The 20,681-nt window shown below is 68.7% G+C and carries 25 protein-coding genes and 1 pseudogene; 13 read left to right on the top strand and 13 right to left on the bottom strand.

Annotated features, from left to right (window positions below; genetic code table 11):
• Positions 1-271: 271 nt before the first annotated feature.
• Positions 272-1,498: a serine/threonine-protein kinase gene (locus ACIBI9_RS20340; protein ID WP_397223688.1), complete on the top strand. Its 1,227-nt coding sequence runs from the start codon at positions 272-274 to the stop codon at positions 1,496-1,498.
• An 86-nt stretch (positions 1,499-1,584) separates the two neighbouring features.
• Here ACIBI9_RS20340 and ACIBI9_RS20335 read toward each other — a convergent pair whose 3' ends face one another.
• Both ACIBI9_RS20335 and ACIBI9_RS20330 read right to left on the bottom strand, forming a co-directional pair.
• Entirely contained in the window at positions 1,585-2,583 is a 999-nt protein-coding gene (locus ACIBI9_RS20335; protein ID WP_397223687.1) for a pectinesterase family protein, read from the bottom strand.
• Positions 2,584-2,635: 52 nt separating this feature from the next.
• Positions 2,636-3,862 carry a polysaccharide lyase family 1 protein gene (locus tag ACIBI9_RS20330; RefSeq protein WP_397223686.1) on the bottom strand — a complete coding sequence of 409 codons (1,227 nt, stop codon included), beginning with the start codon at positions 3,860-3,862 and terminating at the stop codon, positions 2,636-2,638.
• Between the two features lie 218 nt (positions 3,863-4,080).
• Here ACIBI9_RS20330 and ACIBI9_RS20325 point away from each other — a divergent pair, with 218 nt between their 5' ends.
• The 8 genes from ACIBI9_RS20325 (at position 4,081) to ACIBI9_RS20290 (ending at position 11,533) form a co-directional block, all read left to right on the top strand.
• Positions 4,081-5,364, top strand: a complete 1,284-nt coding sequence (locus tag ACIBI9_RS20325) for an ABC transporter substrate-binding protein (RefSeq protein WP_397223685.1) — start codon at positions 4,081-4,083, stop codon at positions 5,362-5,364.
• Positions 5,365-5,375: 11 nt separating this feature from the next.
• Positions 5,376-6,296, top strand: a complete 921-nt coding sequence (locus ACIBI9_RS20320) for a carbohydrate ABC transporter permease (protein ID WP_397223684.1) — start codon at positions 5,376-5,378, stop codon at positions 6,294-6,296.
• On the top strand, positions 6,286-7,149 hold the full coding sequence (locus ACIBI9_RS20315) for a carbohydrate ABC transporter permease (RefSeq protein ID WP_397223683.1): 864 nt from the start codon (positions 6,286-6,288) through the stop codon (positions 7,147-7,149). The genes ACIBI9_RS20320 and ACIBI9_RS20315 overlap by 11 nt, the downstream gene beginning before the upstream one ends.
• A complete protein-coding gene (locus ACIBI9_RS20310) occupies positions 7,146-8,543 on the top strand; it encodes a Gfo/Idh/MocA family protein (protein ID WP_397223682.1) in 1,398 nt (465 codons plus the stop codon). Before ACIBI9_RS20315 ends, ACIBI9_RS20310 begins: the two co-directional genes overlap by 4 nt.
• 71 nt (positions 8,544-8,614) lie before the next feature.
• Entirely contained in the window at positions 8,615-9,529 is a 915-nt protein-coding gene (locus ACIBI9_RS20305; RefSeq protein WP_397223681.1) for a PmoA family protein, read from the top strand.
• Positions 9,526-10,779 (top strand): ROK family protein, encoded by a 1,254-nt coding sequence (locus ACIBI9_RS20300; protein ID WP_397223680.1) that lies wholly within the window; start codon positions 9,526-9,528, stop codon positions 10,777-10,779. Before ACIBI9_RS20305 ends, ACIBI9_RS20300 begins: the two co-directional genes overlap by 4 nt.
• A gap of 132 nt (positions 10,780-10,911) precedes the next feature.
• A complete protein-coding gene (locus ACIBI9_RS20295; RefSeq protein ID WP_397223679.1) occupies positions 10,912-11,079 on the top strand; it encodes a hypothetical protein in 168 nt (55 codons plus the stop codon).
• A 238-nt stretch (positions 11,080-11,317) separates the two neighbouring features.
• Entirely contained in the window at positions 11,318-11,533 is a 216-nt protein-coding gene (locus ACIBI9_RS20290; protein WP_397223678.1) for a hypothetical protein, read from the top strand.
• Here ACIBI9_RS20290 and ACIBI9_RS20285 read toward each other — a convergent pair.
• The 9 genes and pseudogenes from ACIBI9_RS20285 to ACIBI9_RS20245 form a co-directional block, all read right to left on the bottom strand.
• A complete protein-coding gene (locus ACIBI9_RS20285) occupies positions 11,528-11,860 on the bottom strand; it encodes a DUF4265 domain-containing protein (RefSeq protein ID WP_397223677.1) in 333 nt (110 codons plus the stop codon). The genes ACIBI9_RS20290 and ACIBI9_RS20285 overlap by 6 nt on opposite strands.
• A 153-nt stretch (positions 11,861-12,013) precedes the next feature.
• Positions 12,014-12,760, bottom strand: a complete 747-nt coding sequence (locus tag ACIBI9_RS20280) for a class I SAM-dependent methyltransferase (protein ID WP_397223676.1) — start codon at positions 12,758-12,760, stop codon at positions 12,014-12,016.
• Positions 12,761-12,943: 183 nt separating this feature from the next.
• Entirely contained in the window at positions 12,944-13,138 is a 195-nt protein-coding gene (locus ACIBI9_RS20275; RefSeq protein WP_397223675.1) for a transposase, read from the bottom strand.
• A 4-nt stretch (positions 13,139-13,142) separates the two neighbouring features.
• Positions 13,143-13,394, bottom strand: coding sequence for a hypothetical protein (locus ACIBI9_RS20270; protein ID WP_397223674.1), 252 nt, complete (start codon positions 13,392-13,394; stop codon positions 13,143-13,145).
• Between the two features lie 30 nt (positions 13,395-13,424).
• A pseudogene (locus tag ACIBI9_RS20265) lies at positions 13,425-14,056 on the bottom strand (DUF6192 family protein).
• 141 nt (positions 14,057-14,197) lie between these two features.
• The gene (locus ACIBI9_RS20260) at positions 14,198-14,323 is read right to left on the bottom strand and encodes a hypothetical protein (protein WP_397223673.1); all 126 of its coding nucleotides are present in this window, start codon (positions 14,321-14,323) and stop codon (positions 14,198-14,200) included.
• A 281-nt stretch (positions 14,324-14,604) separates the two neighbouring features.
• A complete protein-coding gene (locus tag ACIBI9_RS20255) occupies positions 14,605-15,336 on the bottom strand; it encodes an SDR family NAD(P)-dependent oxidoreductase (protein WP_397223672.1) in 732 nt (243 codons plus the stop codon).
• Between the two features lie 694 nt (positions 15,337-16,030).
• Positions 16,031-16,207, bottom strand: a complete 177-nt coding sequence (locus ACIBI9_RS20250) for a hypothetical protein (RefSeq protein WP_397223671.1) — start codon at positions 16,205-16,207, stop codon at positions 16,031-16,033.
• A gap of 244 nt (positions 16,208-16,451) precedes the next feature.
• Positions 16,452-17,312 (bottom strand): sensor histidine kinase, encoded by an 861-nt coding sequence (locus tag ACIBI9_RS20245; RefSeq protein WP_397223670.1) that lies wholly within the window; start codon positions 17,310-17,312, stop codon positions 16,452-16,454.
• Positions 17,313-17,315: 3 nt separating this feature from the next.
• Here ACIBI9_RS20245 and ACIBI9_RS20240 point away from each other — a divergent pair, with 3 nt between their 5' ends.
• The 4 genes from ACIBI9_RS20240 (at position 17,316) to ACIBI9_RS20225 (ending at position 19,203) form a co-directional block, all read left to right on the top strand.
• Entirely contained in the window at positions 17,316-17,603 is a 288-nt protein-coding gene (locus tag ACIBI9_RS20240) for a hypothetical protein (protein ID WP_397223669.1), read from the top strand.
• Positions 17,604-17,849: 246 nt separating this feature from the next.
• Positions 17,850-18,323, top strand: coding sequence for an MFS transporter (locus ACIBI9_RS20235; protein ID WP_397223668.1), 474 nt, complete (start codon positions 17,850-17,852; stop codon positions 18,321-18,323).
• Positions 18,281-18,484: a hypothetical protein gene (locus ACIBI9_RS20230; RefSeq protein ID WP_397223667.1), complete on the top strand. Its 204-nt coding sequence runs from the start codon at positions 18,281-18,283 to the stop codon at positions 18,482-18,484. Before ACIBI9_RS20235 ends, ACIBI9_RS20230 begins: the two co-directional genes overlap by 43 nt.
• Positions 18,485-18,531: 47 nt before the next feature.
• Positions 18,532-19,203 (top strand): MFS transporter, encoded by a 672-nt coding sequence (locus ACIBI9_RS20225; RefSeq protein ID WP_397223666.1) that lies wholly within the window; start codon positions 18,532-18,534, stop codon positions 19,201-19,203.
• Between the two features lie 128 nt (positions 19,204-19,331).
• On the opposite strand, the gene ACIBI9_RS20220 is transcribed toward ACIBI9_RS20225, so the two are convergent.
• Together ACIBI9_RS20220 and ACIBI9_RS20215 are read right to left on the bottom strand one after the other, a co-directional pair.
• Complete coding sequence (locus ACIBI9_RS20220) at positions 19,332-20,537, bottom strand: cytochrome P450 (protein WP_397223665.1); 1,206 nt, start codon at positions 20,535-20,537, stop codon at positions 19,332-19,334.
• On the bottom strand, positions 20,524-20,652 hold the full coding sequence (locus ACIBI9_RS20215) for a hypothetical protein (RefSeq protein WP_397223664.1): 129 nt from the start codon (positions 20,650-20,652) through the stop codon (positions 20,524-20,526). Before ACIBI9_RS20215 ends, ACIBI9_RS20220 begins: the two co-directional genes overlap by 14 nt.
• Positions 20,653-20,681 lie beyond the last annotated feature (29 nt).

Here is a 20,681-nt window from a genome sequence, read left to right as displayed (position 1 = left end):
ACGCCCTGCTGCGGCGGAAACCACGATCCCCGTCACGATGAAGGACGTGCCCGCACATGCGGTGTCTCACGGTGGCCGCCCACGGGCAGGCTGCCCGTGGCCGCGAAGGTCCAGGACGTCCCGGGGCCGCAGGTCCGTACCCCTGGTGTGTCCTCGCGTGCCAACCGGGGCCACATGGCTGGATACGACGATGTGCTCGTGGCCGTGCATGTACGGACGATGATCGGGTACGCATGTCGTCATGCCCGTTGCAGGCTATGAAGGATGGTTATTGGGGGCTCGGTACAGGCTGTTGGCCGAGCTGGGCCGGGGCGCCATGGGCAGGGTCTGGCGCGCTCATGACGAGCTGCTGGATCGGCAGGTGGCGGTCAAGGAGATCCGCATCCCGCACCGTCCGGGGCCGGAGCGCGAGGCGCTGCTCAGGCGAACCCTGCGCGAGGCTCGCCTGACTGCGCGGTTGAGCCACCCGCGCATCGCGGCCGTGTACGACGTTGTGGTCGCCGACGAACGGCCGTGGATCGTCCTGCAGCTCGTCCCCGCCCCCAGCCTCGCCCAGGTGATCACCGAACGGGGACCGCTGCCCTCGTCCGCGGTCGCCCGAATCGGGCTCGAAGTGCTGGACGCCCTGCGTGCCGCCCACGCCGGCGGCATCGTGCATCGCGACATCAAGCCCGCCAACATCCTCATCACCGACGACGGGCACGCCATCCTCACCGACTTCGGGCTGGCCAGCACCCTGGATGACCAGGCGCGCCTCACCCGCGAGAGCGTTGTCGTCGGCACACCCGCCTACATCGCCCCCGAACGCGCCCGCGGTGGCCCCGCCACGCCGCAGGCCGATCTGTGGTCGCTGGGCGCCACCTTGTACGCGGCGATCGAGGGCCGTGCCCCGTTCGAGTTCAGTAGCGAGCTGGCCACCCTGTCCGCGGTGCTGGCCTCGGACCCGGTGCCGTTCGAGCACGCAGGGCCGCTCGCCTCGATCATCGCCGGGCTGCTGGACAAGGATCCGGCCCGGCGTACGGACGCGGCTCGCCTGCACGAACAACTCTCCACCCTGTGTGAGCAACCGGTCATTCCGATCTCTTCGGACCCTCCGACCGTTGACGGTGACAGCGGGCGGATCAGCGGCTCGCCCGTCGGCCGCCCGCTCGGGGAACGGGCGCCGTACCGGCAGTGGGTTGTCGAGCACTGGCGGCAGACGGCCGTCATCGCGGCCCTGATCGTCAGCGTGATGGCGACCACCTCGTGGTGGCGGGTCGAGCCGAGCACGCACCATTCGCCACCCAGGACGGAGGCCACTCCGCCACCCACCACGATCGAGCCGGACACCGTGCTGCCCGCCAACCTCGTCTCGGCCCGGCGCCGGGTCGCCAGGAGCGAACCGCAGCACGCTCGTACGGAACCGCCCCCCTCCACCTCCATGGCCGGCATCCCGGATGGACCGGCCAAGAAGGTCAAGGAGAAGAAGGTCAAGACAAAGAGGCACGGCCCTAAATGACGGTCGCGGGGCGGAGGGTCCGCGCCCAGATTCCCGGGTCGGGGTGGAAGCCGCCGATGATGGCCGGAGGTCCTTCGTCGTGCGGATCAGAGGTCAAAAGGGTTCCAGCCGTCCGAGCCGGCGAGGTACTTTTGAGGGGTGTGGTTCTCCGCGTCGGCGTCGCTCAGCTGAGGACGGTTGCCATTGACGCCGGCCCCGGGTCCGCTGTTGCGATACTCGGAGAACCGGGCGGCGGTCCAGGAGTTCGCGGACATGTCGATCCACGGTTGAGCGGTGGCGATGGTGGCCGACAGCCACGATTCCCGGTACAGCACCTGCGCATCCGGGTACCACGGCCGGCCGAGCTGGGTGACGTCGTCGGCGGCGCCGGTGATGGCCGACCGGTAGAACAAGAAGCCGTAATTGCTCTCCGCCGGAGTGCTCGCCGCGGTGATCGGACCGCCGGTGAGCCGCTTCTGGTAGATGTCGCAGCGGTCGAAGACGGCGCTGGCCGCGCCGAAGATGAAGTCGACAGTGCCTTCGACGTAGCAGTTCCTGAAGTAGGCACGGCCGGCACGGGCATAGAGGGTGTCCTGGTCGCCGAGCACGCGGATGTCGCGATAGACGGCGCGGTCCGCCCGGGTGTACAGCGCCACCGCCTGCCCGCCGCTGGTGGCAGTGCTCTCGTCGAAGTCGTTGGCGATGGTCAGGTTGCGGGCGGTGAAGTCATGGCCGTAGACGAACATGGTCGAGCTGCCCGTTGTGCCGTACTCTCCGGCGGAGCGGTTGTTCACGATGACGGTGCTGCCGGGCGAGCCGCCAAGCCCGCGCAGCGTGATGTACGGCTTGTTCGACGGCACCGTGACGATCTCTCGGTAGGTGCCAGGGGCGACGGTGATGGTGACCGGGCCGGTGTTGCCGCTCGGCACGGCGTCGATGGCGGCCTGGACGGTGGTGTACGTCCCGCTGCCGTCGGCGGCCACCGTCGGCCGTTGCGTGGCGGTGGCCGGTGACGTCGCCGCGACCCCCACGCCCGCCGGCAGCACCAACGCGGCGGCGGCAAGGATGATCCAGCGACTTGCCCTGCTGAGGTTCTGTGTTCTCATGAATGTCCTCATCCTCTGTTGCGCGAGCGAGACGGTGTAGGGCCGCCTGGCCTCACCTGCCGATCGAGTCCTGCGGGCCGGAGAAGGCGGCCAGCACCTCGGGAAGGGCGGTGGCGGGGTCGACGGTGTAGGAGTAGAACCTCGCCGGGTCGAAGGCGGCCCCCTGCTCCTTGATCAGGCCGTCACGCCAGGAGCTCGTGCCGGTGACGACGTTGCCCCGCTGGACCAGCTCGCCCGCCGGGTCGACGAAGTAGGGATCGGCCACGTTGTGGAAGAGGCTGTGCTCGATCACGGCCTTGGTCTCGCCACGCGCCCAGTTGCCGTACGACCTGATGTCCTGCAGGTAGTTGCTGTACATGTGCATGTTGAGGAGGTTGCCGCCGCTGGGGTTGCGCTGGTTGGTGCGGGCGAACCAGTTGTGGTGAAGAGTCATCCGCGTGATGAGGTTGGCCGTCCACCCGATGCCGAGGGTCTTGTTGTTCTCCAGGAACTGGTTCCACGACACCGTGATGTCGGTGGCGTCCTTGCGGCTGTCGAGCAGGCCGTCGTTCATCCGGGCGAGCCGGTTGTGGTCGATCCAGACCTTCGTCGCGGAATCGATCTGGATGGCGTCGTAGTCGAAGTCCTTGTCATCCGGATCGTCCTCGGGCATGAGGGTGTCGCGGATCGTCAGGTTCCGGATGATCACGTTGCTCGTGGTGGCGCCGAGGAAGAAGCCGCCGCCGACGATCTCACCTGCCGTGCCGACCCCGATGATGGTCTTGTTGGAGGCCACCTTGAGCTCGGTGCCCTTCGGGCTGATCTCGATCGCTCCGGCGACCTTGATGATGTACGGCTCGGCGGCCGTGACGTAGGTGTTCAGCTCCTCCTGGGTGGTCACGGTGACGACCTGGCCGCCCTGGCCCCCGGTGGTGCCCGCGGCGAAGCCGTCGGCCCGGTCGGACCAGCGGCGGGGCCCGCCCACCGGGCGGAAGGTCCAGAGCCGGTCGGCGATCTGGTACTTGCCGTCGCCCGCGTAGGTCAGGGTGACGTCGGCGGAGCCGCGGTTGGCGCCGTTGACCAGGCGGACCTGACCGCCCGCCGCGGCCTCCAGGCGGAGCTCGGCGGTGCGCCCGCGGCAGGGCCGTTCCCGGAGCTTGATGTCCAGGCACCGGCCGGTCTCGGCGTTGACGATGTGGTAGCCGCCGCCCACGTGGCCTGCGGCTGAAGCCGGGGTCGCGGTGGCGGCGAGCAGGGTCAGGGTGGCAGCCGCCAGGGCGGCATGACGCGCAGTGGTCACAGGGGGGTTCGCTTTCCTGAGGGAGCGCCGGCCGTGGTGGTCTTCGCACGGCCGGGACTCTGGGGCGAGGTGCCCTCACTGTAGGAAGGCTCCGGAATTACCGTCAATGGCTTTCCTTAATGTTTGTTTCACGGATTGACGTAACCGGAAACCCCACCGTAGCCTCCTGGCAACCCCCCGTGCGAAGGGCAAGACAACTCATGATTTCCAGAAGAGACATGCTGCGCACCGCCGGTCTGACCGGGCTCGGCCTGGCCGCGGCCGCCTGCGGACGCGGTTTCGGAGGCGGCGGCAGCGAGGCGGCCTCCGGCAAGATCCAGCTGAACATGGTCTGGTGGGGCGACGCTTTCCGCGCCCAGAAGACCCAGGCGGCGCTCGACCTGTTCATGAAGGCCAACCCCGGCATCACCATCAAGACCGAGTACCAGGACAGCGGCCCCTACAAGGACAAGCTGGCCACGCGCTTCGCCGCCGGCAATCCGCCGGACCTGATGATGATGCGGATGGACAGCCTGCGGGAGTACGCCGACCGCAAGTCGCTGCTCAACCTCAACGACCACCCCGGCATCGTGGACACCGCCAACCTCAGCCAGGCCGCGGCGAGCCTCACCAAGGTCGGCGACGCCGTCTACGGCATCCCCTCGGGGCTCAACGCGATCGGCTTCATCGTCAACAAGACGATCACCGACCAGTACGGCGTGACCATCCCCGACGGCGCCACCTGGACCTGGCAGGACCTGGCCAAGTTCGCCAAGGAGCTCACCGACAAGAGCGGCAAGAAGGTCTACGGCACCCTGGTGGACCCGGCGACCCTGGCCAACCTGGTCGTCTACGTCTCCCAGCAGGGCGAGGACCTCTTCACCGCCGACGGCAAGTTCGGCGTCAGCGAGGCCACGCTGACCAAGTGGTTCCAGATGTTCGAGGACATGCGCAAGGAGGGAGGCTTCCCGCCGGCGGGGTTCGTCGAGACGATCGGTTCCGCGCCCGACCAGTCCTACATCGCCAAGGGCTCCATCGCCTCGCAGATCATCCCGAGCAACGGCTTCCTCGGCTACAACAAGGTCTCCGGCGGCAACCTGGTGCTGCTGGGCATCCCCGGCGAGGCCACCGCCAAGCGCCGCGGCACGAACATCGGCACCCCGGCGCTGTGGTCGATCGCAGCCTCCTCCAAGCATCCGAAGGAGGCGCTGCAGCTGCTCAACTTCCTCATCAACGACGTGGAGGCCAACAAGGCCATGGGCACCACCCGCGGCGTTCCCGCCAGCACCGTCGTCGCCGACGCGATCAAGCCGACGCTGGAGAAGGACGACCAGGTGGCCACCGACTACCTGATCGGCCTGCAGAAGCAGACACTGGTCTCCGTCCCGCCCTACCCCAAGGGCGCCAGCGGCATCCAGGACGAGCTCACCGCGGTCGCCCCCGAGGTCGAGCACGGGCGGCTGACCCCGGCCGAGGCCGCCAAGAAGGTCATCGAGGCGGCGACGAAGGCCCTGTCGCAGTGACGCTCGCGCCTGTGAAGGACCCGGCCGTGTCCGGGGCGCCGGTTTTGCCGCCCAAGGCGGCGAAACCCCCTCAGGACCGGTCGGGCTACCTGTTCATCCTGCCCTGGTTCCTCGGGATGGCCTTCACGATCGTCCCGTTCTTCGCCTCGCTCTACCTGGCCTTCACCGACTACAACCTGCTGAACGTCCCGAACTGGATCGGCCTGGAGAACTTCGCCGAGATGTTCTCCGACGACACCTGGTGGCAGTCGGTCAAGGTCACGGTGATCTACACCTTCGTCTCGGTGCCCCTCTCGCTGGCCGCGGCGCTGGGTGTCGCCATGCTCCTCAACCGGGGCGTGCGTGGCCTGCCGCTCTACCGGGCGATCTTCTACCTGCCCTCGCTGCTGGGCGGGAGCGTGGCGCTGGTGCTGCTGTGGCGCTACATCTTCGGCCTCAAAGGCATCGTCAACGCCTTCCTCGGCTTCTTCGGCATCGACAAGATCGGATGGACCTCCGACCCGGACTACGCCCTCACCACGCTGATCATCCTGCACATCTGGACGTTCGGCTCCCCGATGGTGATCTTCCTGGCCGGCCTGAAGCAGATCCCGGCGATGTACTACGAGGCCGCCGCCATCGACGGTGCGACCAGGTGGCAGCAGTTCCGCAAGATCACGCTGCCGCTGCTCAGCCCGATCATCTTCTTCAACCTGATCCAGTCGCTGATCTCCTCCTTCCAGACCTTCACGCAGGGGTTCATCTTCAGCGGCGGCAAGGGCGGGCCGGCGAACTCCACGATGTTCTACAACCTCTACCTCTACAAGCAGGGGTTCGAGCAGTTCCACATGGGCTACGCCTCGGCGATGGCCTGGATGCTGCTGATCATCATCGCGGCGTTCACCGGGCTCAACTTCCTCCTGGCCAAGCGGTGGGTGCACTATGACAACTGACGAGAGCTACATCGAGCGCATCGGCAACACCCGCCGCAAGCGTTTCACCAAACACCTGCTGCTCTGCCTGGCGAGCATCGTCATGCTCTACCCGTTGCTGTGGCTGGTGTCCAGCTCGCTCAAGCCGACCGAGATCGTCTTCAAGGACCTCTCGCTCTGGCCCGCCGAGTGGGACTTCTCCAACTACACCGAGGGCTGGACGGCCCTGCAGTTCCCCTTCGACCTCTACCTGGTCAACTCGGTCGTCATCGTCGTGCTGAGCATCCTGGGCAACCTGCTGTCGTGCTCGCTGGCCGCCTACGCCTTCGCCCGGCTCAACTTCCGTGGCCGCAAGCTCTTCTTCGCGCTGACGCTCGGCACGATGATGCTCCCCGGTCACGTGCTCCTGGTCCCGCAGTACATCGTCTTCGCCAAGATGGGCTGGCTCAACACCTACTTCCCGCTGATCGTCCCCAACTTCCTGGCCACCAGCGCCTTCTACATCTTCCTGATGGTGCAGTTCATCCGCTCGCTGCCCAAGGAGCTGGACGAGGCGGCCCGCATCGACGGCGCGGGCACGTTCCGCATCTTCTGGAGCGTGATCCTGCCGCTGTGCAAGCCCGCCTTCGCGACCACGGCGATCTTCACGTTCATCTCGACGTGGAACGAGTTCTTCAGCCCGCTGCTCTATCTGACCGAGCAGGAGCTGTACACCGTCCCGCTGGCGCTGCGGCAGTTCATCGACTCCGAGGGCCAGTCGCAGTGGGGGCAGATGTTCGCCATGTCGTTCGTCTCCCTCGCCCCGGTCATCGGCTTCTTCATCGCCGGCCAGAAGTACCTGGTCAAGGGCATCGCCACCACAGGACTGAAATGAGACGCTACGCCTTCGTCGGGACCGGCTCACGCGCCCGGATGTACCTGGACGCCCTGCTCGGCCCCTACGCCGACCTCGGCCGTCCGGTGGCCTTCTGCGACACCAACGAGGTGCGCATGGCCTACTACGACCGGGTCGTGGGCACCCCGCTGCCGCACTACGCACCTGACGACTACGACCGGGTGCTGAAGGGGTCGGACGTGGTGGTGGTCACCTCGCCCGACTCCACGCACGCCGGCTACGTCAGCCGCGCGCTGCGCGCGGGCGTGGACGTGGTCGTGGAGAAGCCCATGACCACCGACGTGGAGGGGCTGCGGCAGATCGGCTCGGCTCTGGTCGAGGGTACGGCGGAGCTGACGGTCACCTTCAACTACCGGTATTCGCCACGCAACAGTCTCATCAGGCAGCTGATCGCCACCGGCGAGATCGGCGACGTCACCTCGGTCACCTTCGAGTGGTGCCTGGACACCGTGCACGGCGCCGACTACTTCCGCCGCTGGCACCGCGACAAGTCCGCCTCCGGCGGGCTGCTCGTACACAAGGCCACCCACCACTTCGACCTGGTCAACTGGTGGCTGGACGACCGGCCCGAGATCGTCTTCGCCCGGGGCGGGCTGCGCTTCTACGGCCCGGCCAACGCCGCTCGGCGTGGCCTGGGACCGCGGCCGGACCGGGGGCCGGTCGCGGGCGACCCGTTCGCCCTGGACCTGGCCTCCGACGAGAAACTCCGCGAGCTGTACCGCGCCGGTGAACACCTCGACGGCTACATCCGCGACCGCGACGTCTTCTCCGACGGCATCACCATCGAGGACAACCTCAACGTCGTCGTCGGCTACCGAGGCGGGGCGTCGATGTCGTACAGCCTGCACGCGCACTGCCCGTGGGAGGGTTACCGGGTCGCGATCAACGGTACGGCGGGGCGCATCGAGCTCGACGTGGTGGCACGGCCCCACGTCTCCCCGACGGGCGTCTCGGCGACCATCGGCGCGGCCACGGCCAACCCGGATTCCGGTACGGCACGCGGCTCGGCCGCCCGTTGCGAGGGCGAGCCCGGCTCGGTGCTCGACCCGAGTGCCGAACCCCAGGGCTCCGGGAGCGGCCCCGCCGACAGCGGGCACCGTACCCGCGGTTCACGCCTGTTGCTGCAGCGGCACTGGGAGCCCGCCGTGGAGATCCCCATCCCGGACGGCGCGGGCGGCCACGGCGGCGGTGACGCGATGCTCCTGCACGACGTCTTCCGCGGACCCTCCGATGACCCGCTGCGGCGGCAGGCCGGGTTCGCCGAAGGGGCGGCCAGCGTGCTGGTGGGCGTGGCGGGCAACGAGTCGCTGCGCACCGGCCGCGCCGTACGGCTGGACGAGCTCGAGCCGATCCCGGGCAGGTCCGCGCGATGACGCCTGCCGTACTCGTGGCGGCACCACTCGGGGGTTACGCTCGGAACTCCCGAGTACGAGAAGGCGGCGAGATGCCTGCGGAAGTGTTGCGGCTCGACGGGCGTGAGGTCGCCACCTACGTCTGGCAGCCGGAGGCGCCCGCCTCCAGCTCGCCGCGTCCCTTCCTGCATCCGGTGCGCACGCTCGCCGGCCGTACCGTCACCGACGCCGTCCCCGACTCCCACCCGCACCAGTTCGGCATCGGCGTGGCCTACCCCGACATCGACGGGGTCAACTTCTGGGGCGGGCGCACCTTCGTCGCCGGCCACGGCCCTGCCTGGCTGGACAATCACGGCTCTCAGCGGCACGAGCGCTGGGAGCGGCGCGGCGGCGGCGAGCTGGCGCACAGCCTGCGCTGGCTCGGTCCGGACGAGCGGGTGCTGCTGCGCGAGCGGCGCGTGATCGGGTGCGAGCCGGTGTCGGACAGCGTGTGGGCGCTGTCGGTGCGCAGCAGGCTGGCCAATGTCACCGACCGGCCGCTGGAGGTGCGCAGCCCGGCCGCCAAGGGGCGGGTGGGCGCCGGGTACGGCGGTTTCTTCTGGCGCGGCCCGGCGGTGTCGGGCGCGACGGTGCTGAGCCCGGCGGGTCCTGGGGCGGAGCCGGTGCACGGGTGCAGCGCCGAATGGGTGGCGGTGGCGGGGGCCGACTGGACGATGGTGTTCGTGCCCGGCGACGCGGACACCGCCCGCGACCGGTGGTTCGTGCGGGCCCGCGACTACCTCGGCGTGTGCTCGAGCGCGGCCTGGGACGAGCCCCTGGTGCTGCAGCCGGGCGAGGAGATCGCCCGCCACGTGGTGACCCTGGTCGCCGACGGGGTGCTGAACGCCGAGTCGGCGGCCAAACTGGTGGCGGAAAGCGAACGCGGCGCGACAGGCCACGGGCTCCCCGGGGCGGATCGGCCGGTGCCCGGCGGCACACCGGGCTTACACTCGCGGCCGGTGATATGACGGCCGCCTTCCGGCTGAGCGGGCCGCGGCCGCCCGAGGGCGCCGTCCGGCAGGAGGATCTGCGCGATCTCAACCTCAAGGTCGTCTTCCAGCGCATCCTCGACGCGGGCAGTCCGATCTCGCGTACGGAGCTGGCCACCGCGACCGGGCTGACCCGGCCCACGATCACCCGCATCGCCGAGGAACTGCTGGCCGGGCGGCTCATCACGGAGAAGGGCGTCACTCACAACGGCCGCGCGGGCCGTCCCCGGATGGGCCTGACCCTGTCCGACAGGGGACCCGCCGGGCTGGGCCTGGACATCCGCGCCGACGGGCTGGCCGCCTGCGTCGTGGACCTCACCGGTACGGTGCGCCACCTGACGTTCGCGCCCATGCCGCCCACCGGACGTGACGCCGGGGCGGTGCTGGGCTCGCTGATCCGCATGGGCTGCGAGGCGATCGAGGCGGCCACGGTCAAGGAGCTGACCGTGGTCACCGCGACGCTGGCGGTGCCCGGACCGGTCGACGGCGGGGTGGTGCGCATCGCGCCCGCGCTGGGCTGGCGCGACGTCGACGCCGGAACGTTCCTGGCCGACCTGGGCGTGCCGTGCATGGTGGACAACGAGGCCAACCTGGCCGCGCTGGGCGAGCTGTATGCCGGGGACGACCCCGTGGGGAGTTTCCTGTACGTCTCGGGAGGACTCGGCATCGGCGCCGGGATCGTGCTGGACGGCAGCCTGATGCGCGGGGCACGCGGCTGGAGCGGCGAGCTGGGGCACGTGACCGTCGAGCCGGAGGGCGCCGCGTGCGCCTGCGGGTCGCGCGGCTGCCTGGAAGCCTACGCCAGCACCGGCGCCATCCTCGGCGCGCTGCCAGGAGCAACCAACGGTGTCGTCCCCGGAGCAGCCGGTGACATTTTCGAGAGGATCAACCCCGACTCCCTCATCACCACCCGCGCCGAGGCCGCCGACCCCGCCGCGCTGGCCGCGCTCGACCGGGCCGGGAGCGCGCTCGGCATCGCGCTGTCCGGTGCGGTCAACGTCCTCGACATCGACACTGTCCTGCTCGGCGGCAGTTTCGCGCTGCTGTCGTCGTGGCTGACCGACTCGGTGCGCGCCGAGATCGACCGCAGGGTGCTGACCGCCTCCTGGTCACCGGTCACCGTCCGCCCCACCCTGCTCGGCCCCGACGCGGCCGTCATCGGCGCGGCGCTCACCTCCATCGACCAGATCCGCCGCCGCCCCACCACCTGGCTGGCCCGCCAGAGCTGAACTGTCGCCCGCGCCTGTTACAAGACCCGGCAACGCCGCCAGCACCTGTTCACGCACCGTGGACAGCTGGTCGGCGGCGGCTACCTGAACGACCACATCATTCCGGCGCTCTGCGCCAAGGCCGGCATCCCCATGCGCGACTCGCGCGGCGCGCTCACCAGCCACCGCGCCCGGGCCACCATCGTCACCCAGCTCCTCAACGCTCGCGAGCCCCTCACGCTGGCCGACCTGCAGCAGTGGCTCGGTCACGACACCCCTCCAGCACCCGCCACTACGCCGCGATCCTGCAGCGCACCCTGACCGCCGCCTACAAGAAGGCCGACTACTTCGCCCGCGACGTTTGCACCATCGAGGTCCTCATAGATCGCGACAGCATCCGCAAGGCGCCGCCGCCGAAGGCAACCAACCGTGGAAGTACTACGACCTCGGCGACGGCTACTGCAGCTACGACTTCTTCGCCAAATGCCCTCACCGGCTGGCCTGCGCTCGCTGCCCCTTCTACGTCCCCAAACAGTCCCATGCTGGTCAACTCCTCGCCGTGAAGGACGGTATCGAGCAGATGCTGGAGCAACTCGATCTCACCGACGATGAACGTGAAGCCCTTGAAGGTGATCGCGCGGCCGTCGCCGCACTGGCTGAACGCCTCGCCGACGTGCCCACCCCTGCTGGTCCCACTCCCAACCAACTCGGCGCCGATAGTGCCTTCATCTCGCTCACCGATCTGCGAGCCACCCTGCCGGGAGACGGATCATGAAATCCGTCGCGCAGGACCAGCGACACATTCCCCCTCAACGCCCAGCGGCGCGAACAGATTGAGAACGGTGTTCAGGTCGCCTTCAAGGTCGCCGTTGCGGTCTGGGACCACGCGGATCGTGCAGTTGCCGGAGTACTCCACGACCTCCTTCGCCCATACGGTGCCTTCGACGTCTGCTTCGATGCGCACCACATCGCCGCAAGCTACTCCGCGGACGAAAAAGGGGATGTCGTCCAGCCTCGCCCGACCTGGAGCAACGGAAACAGCCCACAGACGCTCAGAACCGGCTGGGGGCCAGCCATCGTCATCCTGCTCAAGCTCGAACACCACACGCACGTGTGTGGTCGGAGCGCTTTCTATCACCGCAACAGGATGCCCTATGGGCACAAACCACCCCACTGGCTGTTCCGTCTCAATTGAAGCCGGCGGGATCCCCCGCTGAAACGCTGAGTCACCACAGCCAATCGTGGCGAGGCGCCGTTAGCCGGCTTCTAGAACGAAGAACAGGAAGCTTAGGAACCTCGTGCTGGTGATCTCGCGGAACTCCTCGGGGAACAGTTCGCGGGCTTCCGGCACAAACGGCGGTTCGCTGATGACGCTGATGCGAAAGCCGGCCGCGGTGAAGGCCTCGGTCATCGCGTGCAGCGGCCGGTCCCAGAAGCGCATCTGGGCGGTCTGCCCACCCATGGTCCATTCATCGATCCGGATGCGGGTCTCGAAGTACTTGGGCTTTTTCCCGGCCATGTGCTGCCAGAGGGTGATGGAGAAAGGATGGTCGACCGAGACGAGGAGTCGGCCGCCAGGCCTCAGCACGCGTCGCAGCTCGGCCAGTGTCGGTCCCCAGTCTTCCAGGTAGTGCAGCACCAGGGACGCGATGACGTCGTCGAAGGTGTCGTCGGGGAAGGGCAGTGGGCTGGCCAGGTCGGCGACCCGCAGGTCTGCGTCGGTGCCCAGCCGCTGTCGGGCCATCTGCAGCATCCCGGCGCTCGCGTCGATGCCGGTGACGATGGCGCCTCGATCGCGCAGTTCGGCGAACAGGGGGCCTGAGCCGCAGCCGGCGTCGAGGATGCGCCGGCCGGTCACGTTCCCGGCGAGCTCCAGCATCGCGGGACGCTCGTAGTACGCGTTCAGGAGGCTGGTCTCGTTCTCGGCCGTGTACCCCTCGGCGATCATGTCGTAGGCGTTGCATTCGGACGAATGCGCGGTCTTGACATGGTTCTCGGGCATAGTCGTCATACGGGCCATTTTGGCCCACCCGTCACGGGCTGCGCAGGCATACGGCCCCTACGGCGATCTTGCGTCCAGTCTACTGAGAAACTGTCGAATGCGTCAGATCAGCTGAGACTGTGTCGGCTCAGTTGGGACGGGACACTGGCGATCGGATCGCGCGGCAGCCCGACACGAAGATCGTTATCTCATATTCGCAATAACGTGCCATTTGCAGGCGTTGTCGGTCACGTACCTGATCGCGTCGATGATGTCGCGGCGGTGGTGCCTTTCCGGCCGCCCGCCCGCGCGCGTCTGGCAGGCGGGCACCGGCAAGAGAGGCTCGATCAGGGACCACTCCTCATCGCTGGTGTCGGACGGATCAAGGCGCGGGCGCATCGGCTCACGCTCGCCCGGCCTTGTTGAGCAGGATCAGCCCCGCTTGCACCACGTTGAGCCGGCCCAGCACCAGGTTGACCCACTCCTCCTCCGGCCGGGCGGCCGCGTGCGGTGCGACCGTCGCCGACCGGAGCCGGCTGATCCGGGTCAGCTCGGTTCGCACCCGTGAGCGCTCGTGGGCGATCCAGCCATCGGGTTGGGAGGAGAAGCGGTAGCCGTCGCGCGGCGCCCAGATCAGCGGGGTCAAGTGGGCCATTGCCGAGACCTCCCGGAGGTAGAGGATGCCCTAGCGGACTTGATAGAGGCTCAGTTCGGTGGCGGCGACCAGTTGCCGGGCGGTCAGGCCCTCGTCCAGGCTCACGTCGCCGGACTCGACGGCCGTCTCCAGCCAGTCGGCGATCGCGCGTACCAGGCCGAGGTTGCGTGCCACGATGGTCTTCTCCTCGGCGGTGCAGGCGTGCCGCGCAGCGTCGGCAGCACCCGGCCGACCGCGGCCACGAACACCGAGCATGCGCCGACCAGCTCGATGAAATCGCGGCTGCGCTCGATCCGGGGCAGTGCCGGGGTGCGCTCCCGGACCGCCTCGCCGGCCTGCCGGGCCTGGTCGACCTGCGCCCGGTTGACCAGATGCCGGGCGGTGGCGTCGGTCATCGCCTTGAAGGCGACCTCCGGACGGCGCAGCAGATCGGTCGCCACGGTGGCGGCGACCTGCTCATCGCGGGCCAGGTCGTGGATGCGCTCCACCTTCTGCTGCACCGAGGAGGTGTCGGCGAACGTCTGGTCGACGGCCTACTTGGCGGCCGTGTCGGTCCACCGGTGCGTCTTGGGGCGCTGGTCCAGCGGCGGCTTAGTGATGCGCTCCCACCGCTCCTCATCGTCACGGAGCGAGGCCAGCGTCTTGTGAATGGTGTACGGCACCCCGTGCCGGCGGTGCTGGGCCGACCAGCGGTAAGTCTCCAGCGTCTTTACCGAAATGGCAAGATCGTCGGCGAACAGCTGCAGTGGTTCCAAGACGCCGAACAGCGCCTCGCCCCGGTCCGGGTGCGTGCCGCCGTGCGGCTACATCGGCTCGATTTCCAGCGCCAGGTCACCGAGCTCGAACTGGGAACGAGTCTGGAGTTCAACCAGCTCCCGGCCGCGAGTGATGATCTGTTCGTACCGCTCTTGGCTGGCGTGACCGATCATGGTCGCACGCGACGTACGGGACAACGGCGGGATGCGGACCACCAACACCAAGCGTTCTATTGATCATCTCTAGTGACAATCCCTGGCAAACAAGGTCTGCGGATGTCGTCGCGATGATGCCGCGCTGTGCCCGCCACGATGACACATCGCTAGCCGGCGCCACGCTCACCGAGGCCGACCTCGCCGCCATCAGGGAGATTCTTCCCCGCTGCGGCTCGGCACCCCCGGGCACAGGACTGCCACCAGCCCCCGAAGCCACACGGCCGGGACCGTTCGAACTCTCACTGCCGCGGGTCGCGGTCGTCGAGCGGGACGCCTGTGTGGCTCTCCAGGACGTGAATGAGGTCAGCCTGGAACTCTTCGTCCTGCGCTGCCGGGTGCGGTGTCTGCACCTGCTGGTGGTACCAGTAGCCGCCGGTGCTCGGGGTCACGTCAGGGTGGGTGGCGAGCCGCACCTGTGTCTGGTGCCCTGCGGTCAGGTCATCCGGTGCGCCGGGACCGCCCATACGGGTGGGGACCCACCCGGGATCGACCGCATGGCTGGAAGTTCCTTCCCACCGGGACGCGATGGCGAGCGCGAGGGTGGTGACCCACAGTTTGCTGTCGCTGTAGGAAGCGGTGCCATCGGTCAGCCGTCGCAGGTCGGTGGAGCCGCTTCGGTGCATGGAGCTGCTGAGGTAGATGAGCCTGGCCGGTTTGTCCATCAGGGCCGTCAGCACGTAGGGCGCGACGGTGTTGACGATCCCCGCTTCAGGAGATTGCATGGTGCCGGCGTTGTGAATGATGGCGTCGAAGCGGCCCAACCTGGAAGCTTGCCGGGCAACGCCGCGGATCTCGTCCAGCTTGGCGAGATCCCCCACGACGACGCCTTTCCACCTGGCGGTGTCGTCCGCGTCGGTGAGACGGGCCCGGTTGCGGACGTGAACGACCACGTCATGCCCCTCATCGGCCAACGCGTTCGCCGTGTTGTACCCGAGCCCGCCGGATGCTCCGGTGACCAGAATCAGCGCCATGTCAGTCCTCTCGCTTCTATGTGGCAAGCCTCTGGGATCATCAAGGTCCCAGAGGGAGTCGCTCGTCAGGCATGCCATACCCCTTGGTGAAGAACGTCTTCAGCCTGTCGAACGGGATCAGGTCCGACTTGTCGTACGGTCTACGTCGCCGGTGTTCAGGGCGGCGTAGAACTCCTTCGGCTCGGCCGCGAGCTCGTAAGGCGTCCTCGGAGAGGCACCGCGAGCGAGCCGCTCTCCCACGACGAACAGGATGGGCCGCGGCGAGATCGACGACCGGGACCGCCGCCACGGAGCCGTACTCGCCGAACACCGTGTCTCCAGCGCACGGGCCGCGATCGCCGTCGGGCGGGTAGCCGACGACGTACGAGCCCGCGAACGCCGCGGCCACCAGGGTCGCGTGGAGTCTCGTCTTGGCCGAGATGGTGCTGGCGGCCGTCGGCTGCCCAGGGCTATCTGTGACCAGGACGGCCCCGGGACCCGCCCATTCAGCCGGTCACTCGCCCGGCCTCTCCTTGGCTAGGGCTTCGCGCACGGCTGGGACGATCTCTGTAGCTCAACGGTCGAGAGCGGTCAGGTTCTGCATGACGCCGTCGGTTCGATGAACATGAAGCCGGATGCGCCGTGCTCCAGCACGGCCCCGGTCAACTCCTCTACCCACTGCGTCATCGACCCGCCGACCCAGCGGCCGTCACGGTCACGTGCGGCGGGCCAGCGGACGGTCGGTAATGCGGCCGGGGAAGTTGTAGATCGTGCGGATCTCGCTCGGATCGCGACCGATGGACGCCGCGGCCTCGTCGATGACCGCCCGGAACGTGCGGTACCGCTCGCTGAACCAGTCCGCGGTGAGGGGAGGCAGCCGGCCGTCTGCCACGCGGCCGGTCGCGACCAGGGATTTCGGGCCGCTCGACCGGTGCAGACGAGTGGCGCGGCCACGGGCGCGGGGTCGATCTGGTTCACCGGGTAGTGCGTGACCGGCGAGCCGCCCCCGCACAGCTTCTTGATCAGAACGATCGCTTCCTCGAAGGCGTTGACGGCGTCGCCGGGCGAAAGACGCGTGACGCCCATACAACGCGCATCGGCCGCATCAGGCTCGCATGCGTACGAGTTTTGACGCGCTACACGGTCGGGCGACGTCGGCCCGCACTTCTTCGCCGGGCCATCGCCGAGGGTGTCGGGGTTACCTTCACCCTCGACGCGATCTTCAACCGGGACGAGGACATCGTGCCCATGCACGCCGCCGAATCGCCATGCGACCGGTCGAGGCACCCTTCGGCGTGGTGGTCACCACCAACTCCGGCTGCTCCTAAAGAAACCCGCGGCCACAAGATCGCTAGGTGCTTGGCAGCGCCAGGCGGACGGTGAAGGTCGCCCCATGGCCCCTCGGAACTGGCTGTAATGTCGCCGCCGTGGGTGCGGGTGATGCCGCGCGCGATGGTCAGGCCGATGCCGCTGCCGCCCGCAGGGGCCGGGCGCCCAGGGTGCTCGACGCGTTCGAACCGGGTGAAGATCCGGGTGAGGTCGTGGGCGGCGATGCCGAGCCCGTCGTCCTGGACGGTGATCTCCACGTGCGGGGCCGGGCCGTCGCCGGTGCGCACGGTGACCGACACCCGGTCGCCGGGATCGCAGGCACGCAGGGCGTTGCCCAGGAGGTTGACCAGCACCTGGGCGATGCGGCCGGAATCGAGCAGGGCTTTGACCGGCGGGCCGGGGGTCATGGCGAGCGTGACCTGGCCGTCGTCGAACTGGGGACGCAACTTTTCGACGGTGGTCCGCGTCAGGGCCGTCACGTCGGTGAGCGAGTGTTGCAGGCTGGACGCGCCCTCCTCGGCCCGGGAGAGGTTGGACAGGTCGTCGGTGAGGCGGCGCAGCCGGGTGAGATCGTCGGTGAGGGAGGCGAACATGGCGTCTTCGGGGGTGAAGATGCCGTCGGCCATGCCTTCGATCTGGCCGTTGAGGATGGTGATCGGGGTGCGCATCTCGTGGGCGATCTCCGAGACCAGGCGGGCGCGGCGTCGCTCGATGTCGGCGAGTGCGGTGGCCAGCCGGTTGACGTCATCACCGGCGAGGTCTACACCGCCGGCGGGGGCCAGGTGGCCCGGTTCTTCACCGGCAGGACCCAGGGCTACTACAACCCGTCGCTGTCCATCGAGGATGTCCGGGATCACCTGACGGAGATCCGCGACGAGACCGGCTACACGATCCCGGCCGGTGCCACCGAGGAGATCACGCAACTGCTGCGGACCGTCGCGGCCGGCCGCAAGCCGTGACGAAGTAGGAAGGGCGTTCCCGGCAGGCCGGTCACGCACGCCTGGCCCGCCGGGAGCGGCTCGTGCGCTCATGGCAGGCGGCTCGTCTGGTGAGCCGGCAACCCTGCATGTCCGAACAGAGGCACCGCGAAGAACTCCGCATGACCGAACGAGCTGAGGACGTGTTCTCATGAACGTCACGACCGACCACGCAGAGCCGCCCGAAACGCTCCCGTCGAGGGGCGCCGGCGCGCGAAGCCCACGCTCGTGTTCGGCTCCCTGGCACTGGCCGGGATGGTGTTCGCGATGCTGCAGGCGCTCGTCGGCCCGGCCCTGCCCGTCATCGGCGGGAAGTTCAACGCCTCGACCGCGGACATCAGCTGGGTCGTGACCGCCTACCTGCTGGCCGCCGCCGTCGCCACGCCGGTCGCGGGGCGGCTCGGCGACATGTTCGGCCGGCGCCGGGTGCTGCTCGTCGTCCTCGGCACGCTCGCTGCCGGGACCCTGGTCGCCGCGCTCGCCGGTAACCTCGCCGTCCTGGTGACCGGCCGGGTCCTGCAAGGAGTCGGGGGCGGCCGCTGGCGTTCGGCATCGTCCGGGACGAGCTGCCGCGCGAGCGGGTCGGAGTCGCTGTCGGCCTTTTGTCCGCGTTGCTCGGGGCCGGCGCAGGTCTCGGCACCGTGCTGGCCGGGCCGATCGTGGCCAAGCTGGACTGGCACTGGCTGTTCTGGTTCCCGCTGATGGCGATCGCGCTCGCCGCCGCGGGCGTCGTGTCCGGCATCCCGGAATCCCCGGTACGCGGCCGCATCGACGTGCCCGGCACGCTGCTGCTGTCGGCGGGCCTGGTCTGCCTGCTGCTGGCGCTCAGCAAGGGCGGCGGCTGGGGCTGGCCAGTGGCCTGACGCTGGGCCTGTTCGGCGGCGCGGCGACAGCCCTCATCGCATGGGTCGTGGTGGAGCTGCGGGTTCGTGAGCCGCTGGTGGACCTGCGCATGCTCGCCAACCGGGGCGTGTGGACGACCAACATCGCCGCTCTCGCTTTCGGGGTGGCCACGTTCGGCTCGGTCCTGCTGGTGCCGGTCCTGCTCCAGCTGCCGGCCGCGACCGGGTACGGCCTGGGCAGGTCTGTCAGCGAATCCGGTCTGTTCCTGCTACCGGCGACCGTGGCGATGATCGTGTTCGCGCCGCTGTCGGGTGCGCTGGACCGGCACTTCGGGGCCAAACCCCCCTTGGTACTGGGCATCCTCATGACGACGGCGTCGTACGTGCTGCTCGCCGTCGCCCACAGCGCGGCATGGCAGGTGCTGACCGCGGTCTCCCTGATGGGGATCGGACTCGGCCTGGCGTCCGCCGCCATGACCAACGCGATCCTCGCCACCGTGCCGTCATCCCAGACCAGCGCGGCCACCAGCATCAACACCCTCGCCCGCACCATCGGCGGCAGCATCGGCACCGCCGTCCTCGCCGCGATCCTGTCCGCCGGCGCCACCACCGAACACATCCCGTCCGAGGCCGGGTTCACCATCAGCTTCTGGATCTGCGCGGGCACGCTAGTCGTCGCCTTCGTCGCCGCCCTCCTGCTCCCCACTCGCAGGCGCCGTGACATCGAATCAACACACTGACGCCTTGGAGCTGGCACACCGTGGACGGCGCGATCGCGAAGCTGAGTGCGGTGAGCTTTCCGTGCACGCGCCGGCGTCGGCGCCGGTGACGATGGCGACCCGGCCGTCGAATCGAAGGCCGGCTATGGCTACTCCCAGGTGACCGGCAGTTCGTGGACGCCGTAGATGCTCATGTCGCCTCGGAACCGGATCTCCTCCAGCGGCACGGCCAGCCGCAGGGTGGGCAGGCGGCGCAGCAGCGTGGGCAGCGCGATCTCCAGTTCGGCGCGGGCGAGTGTCTGGCCGAGGCACTGGTGCACGCCGTAGCCGAAGGCCATGTGGCCTCTGGAGTTGCGGTCGATGTCGAGCGTGTCGGGGTTGTCGAGGAAGGCCGGGTCGCGGTTGGCGGCGGGGAGGTTCATGATCAGCACTTCGCCCGCGCGAACGAGCGTGCCGCCGATCTCGATGTCCTCTTTGGCCACCCGGGCGACGAGGCTGTGCACGATCGTCAGGTACCGCAGCAGTTCTTCGACCGCGCTCGCGATCACCTTGGGGTCGTCGGTGTCGCGGAGGCGGGCCAGGGTGTCCGGGTTCTCCAGCAGGGCCAGGGTGCCGAGGCCGATCATGTTGGCGGTGGTCTCGTGGCCCGCGCTGAGCAGGATGAAGCTGTTCATCGCGATCGTCTCGCGGGTCAACTCCCCGGTCGGGAGGTACTCCTGGATGAGGCGGCTGATCAGGGCATCGTCGGGCTCGGTTTCCTTGCGGGCCACGAGCTCGTACAGGTAGCCGAAGATCTTGCCGTTGGCCTGCTGCTTCTCCTCCTCGGTGGCGGTCCGGCTCATCAGGACACCGGTGATCTCCTGGAAGAAGCCGTGGTCGGAGTACGGGACGCCGAGCAGCAGGGAGATCACCAGCGACGGGATCGGCAGTGCGTAGGCCTGGACCAGGTCCGCGGTGCTGCCGCCGGCGACCATCGTGTCGATGAACTCGTTCGCCATCTTCTCGATCTCCGGGCGCAGCGCGTTGACCCGCTTGACCGTGAAGTCCTTGGTCAGCATCCGCCGCAGCACGGCGTGCTCCGGGTCGTCCATCCGGGGAAAGACCTTGGGCATGGTGTCGCCGTGGTGTTCCGCGCTGCCCTGCTGCGCGGCGACCTCCGCGCTGATCCGCGGGTCGGTCATCGCCGCCTTGATGTCCTCGTACCGGCTCACCGCCCAGACCGTGTGGCCTTGCCAGTTCACCCGCCGCAAACCGCCCGTCGCACGCCACTGCGTGTACTCGGGGGCGGGGTCGAAGGGGCAGCGAGAGTCCCGGTCGCCTGGGAAGACCGGAAGCTCGATGTCAGGGGTGGTCATGAAATCCTCCTGGAGAGTTGGGCGGCGTGGCGACCGCCTCGTCGTGCTCGGCGGCGTTGGCGCAGTGCTCGACCCGCATGTCCGTGTCGAACAAGGGGTTGTGCCGGCGGGCCACGTCACCGACCCGGACACGTCAGGTGCGGC

The organism is Nonomuraea sp. NPDC050451, assembly GCF_044458585.1.
The sequence above is the reverse complement of the archived record's forward strand: the minus strand, read 5'-3'. Positions and strand labels throughout refer to the sequence as shown.

Coding starts and splice junctions, on each gene's coding strand:
- ACIBI9_RS20275 (WP_397223675.1), bottom strand. CDS start 13,138: ATGCGCCCGCGCCTTGATCCGTCCGACACCAGCGATGAGGAGTGGTCC.
- ACIBI9_RS20245 (WP_397223670.1), bottom strand. CDS start 17,312: ATGCGCACCCCGATCACCATCCTCAACGGCCAGATCGAAGGCATGGCC.
- ACIBI9_RS20310 (WP_397223682.1), top strand. CDS start 7,146: ATGAGACGCTACGCCTTCGTCGGGACCGGCTCACGCGCCCGGATGTAC.
- ACIBI9_RS20255 (WP_397223672.1), bottom strand. CDS start 15,336: ATGGCGCTGATTCTGGTCACCGGAGCATCCGGCGGGCTCGGGTACAAC.
- ACIBI9_RS20270 (WP_397223674.1), bottom strand. CDS start 13,394: ATGGCCCACTTGACCCCGCTGATCTGGGCGCCGCGCGACGGCTACCGC.
- ACIBI9_RS20295 (WP_397223679.1), top strand. CDS start 10,912: ATGCGCGACTCGCGCGGCGCGCTCACCAGCCACCGCGCCCGGGCCACC.
- ACIBI9_RS20305 (WP_397223681.1), top strand. CDS start 8,615: ATGCCTGCGGAAGTGTTGCGGCTCGACGGGCGTGAGGTCGCCACCTAC.
- ACIBI9_RS20220 (WP_397223665.1), bottom strand. CDS start 20,537: ATGACCACCCCTGACATCGAGCTTCCGGTCTTCCCAGGCGACCGGGAC.
- ACIBI9_RS20260 (WP_397223673.1), bottom strand. CDS start 14,323: ATGATCGGTCACGCCAGCCAAGAGCGGTACGAACAGATCATCACTCGC.
- ACIBI9_RS20300 (WP_397223680.1), top strand. CDS start 9,526: ATGACGGCCGCCTTCCGGCTGAGCGGGCCGCGGCCGCCCGAGGGCGCC.
- ACIBI9_RS20325 (WP_397223685.1), top strand. CDS start 4,081: ATGCTGCGCACCGCCGGTCTGACCGGGCTCGGCCTGGCCGCGGCCGCC.
- ACIBI9_RS20335 (WP_397223687.1), bottom strand. CDS start 2,583: ATGAGAACACAGAACCTCAGCAGGGCAAGTCGCTGGATCATCCTTGCC.
- ACIBI9_RS20315 (WP_397223683.1), top strand. CDS start 6,286: ATGACAACTGACGAGAGCTACATCGAGCGCATCGGCAACACCCGCCGC.
- ACIBI9_RS20280 (WP_397223676.1), bottom strand. CDS start 12,760: ATGCCCGAGAACCATGTCAAGACCGCGCATTCGTCCGAATGCAACGCC.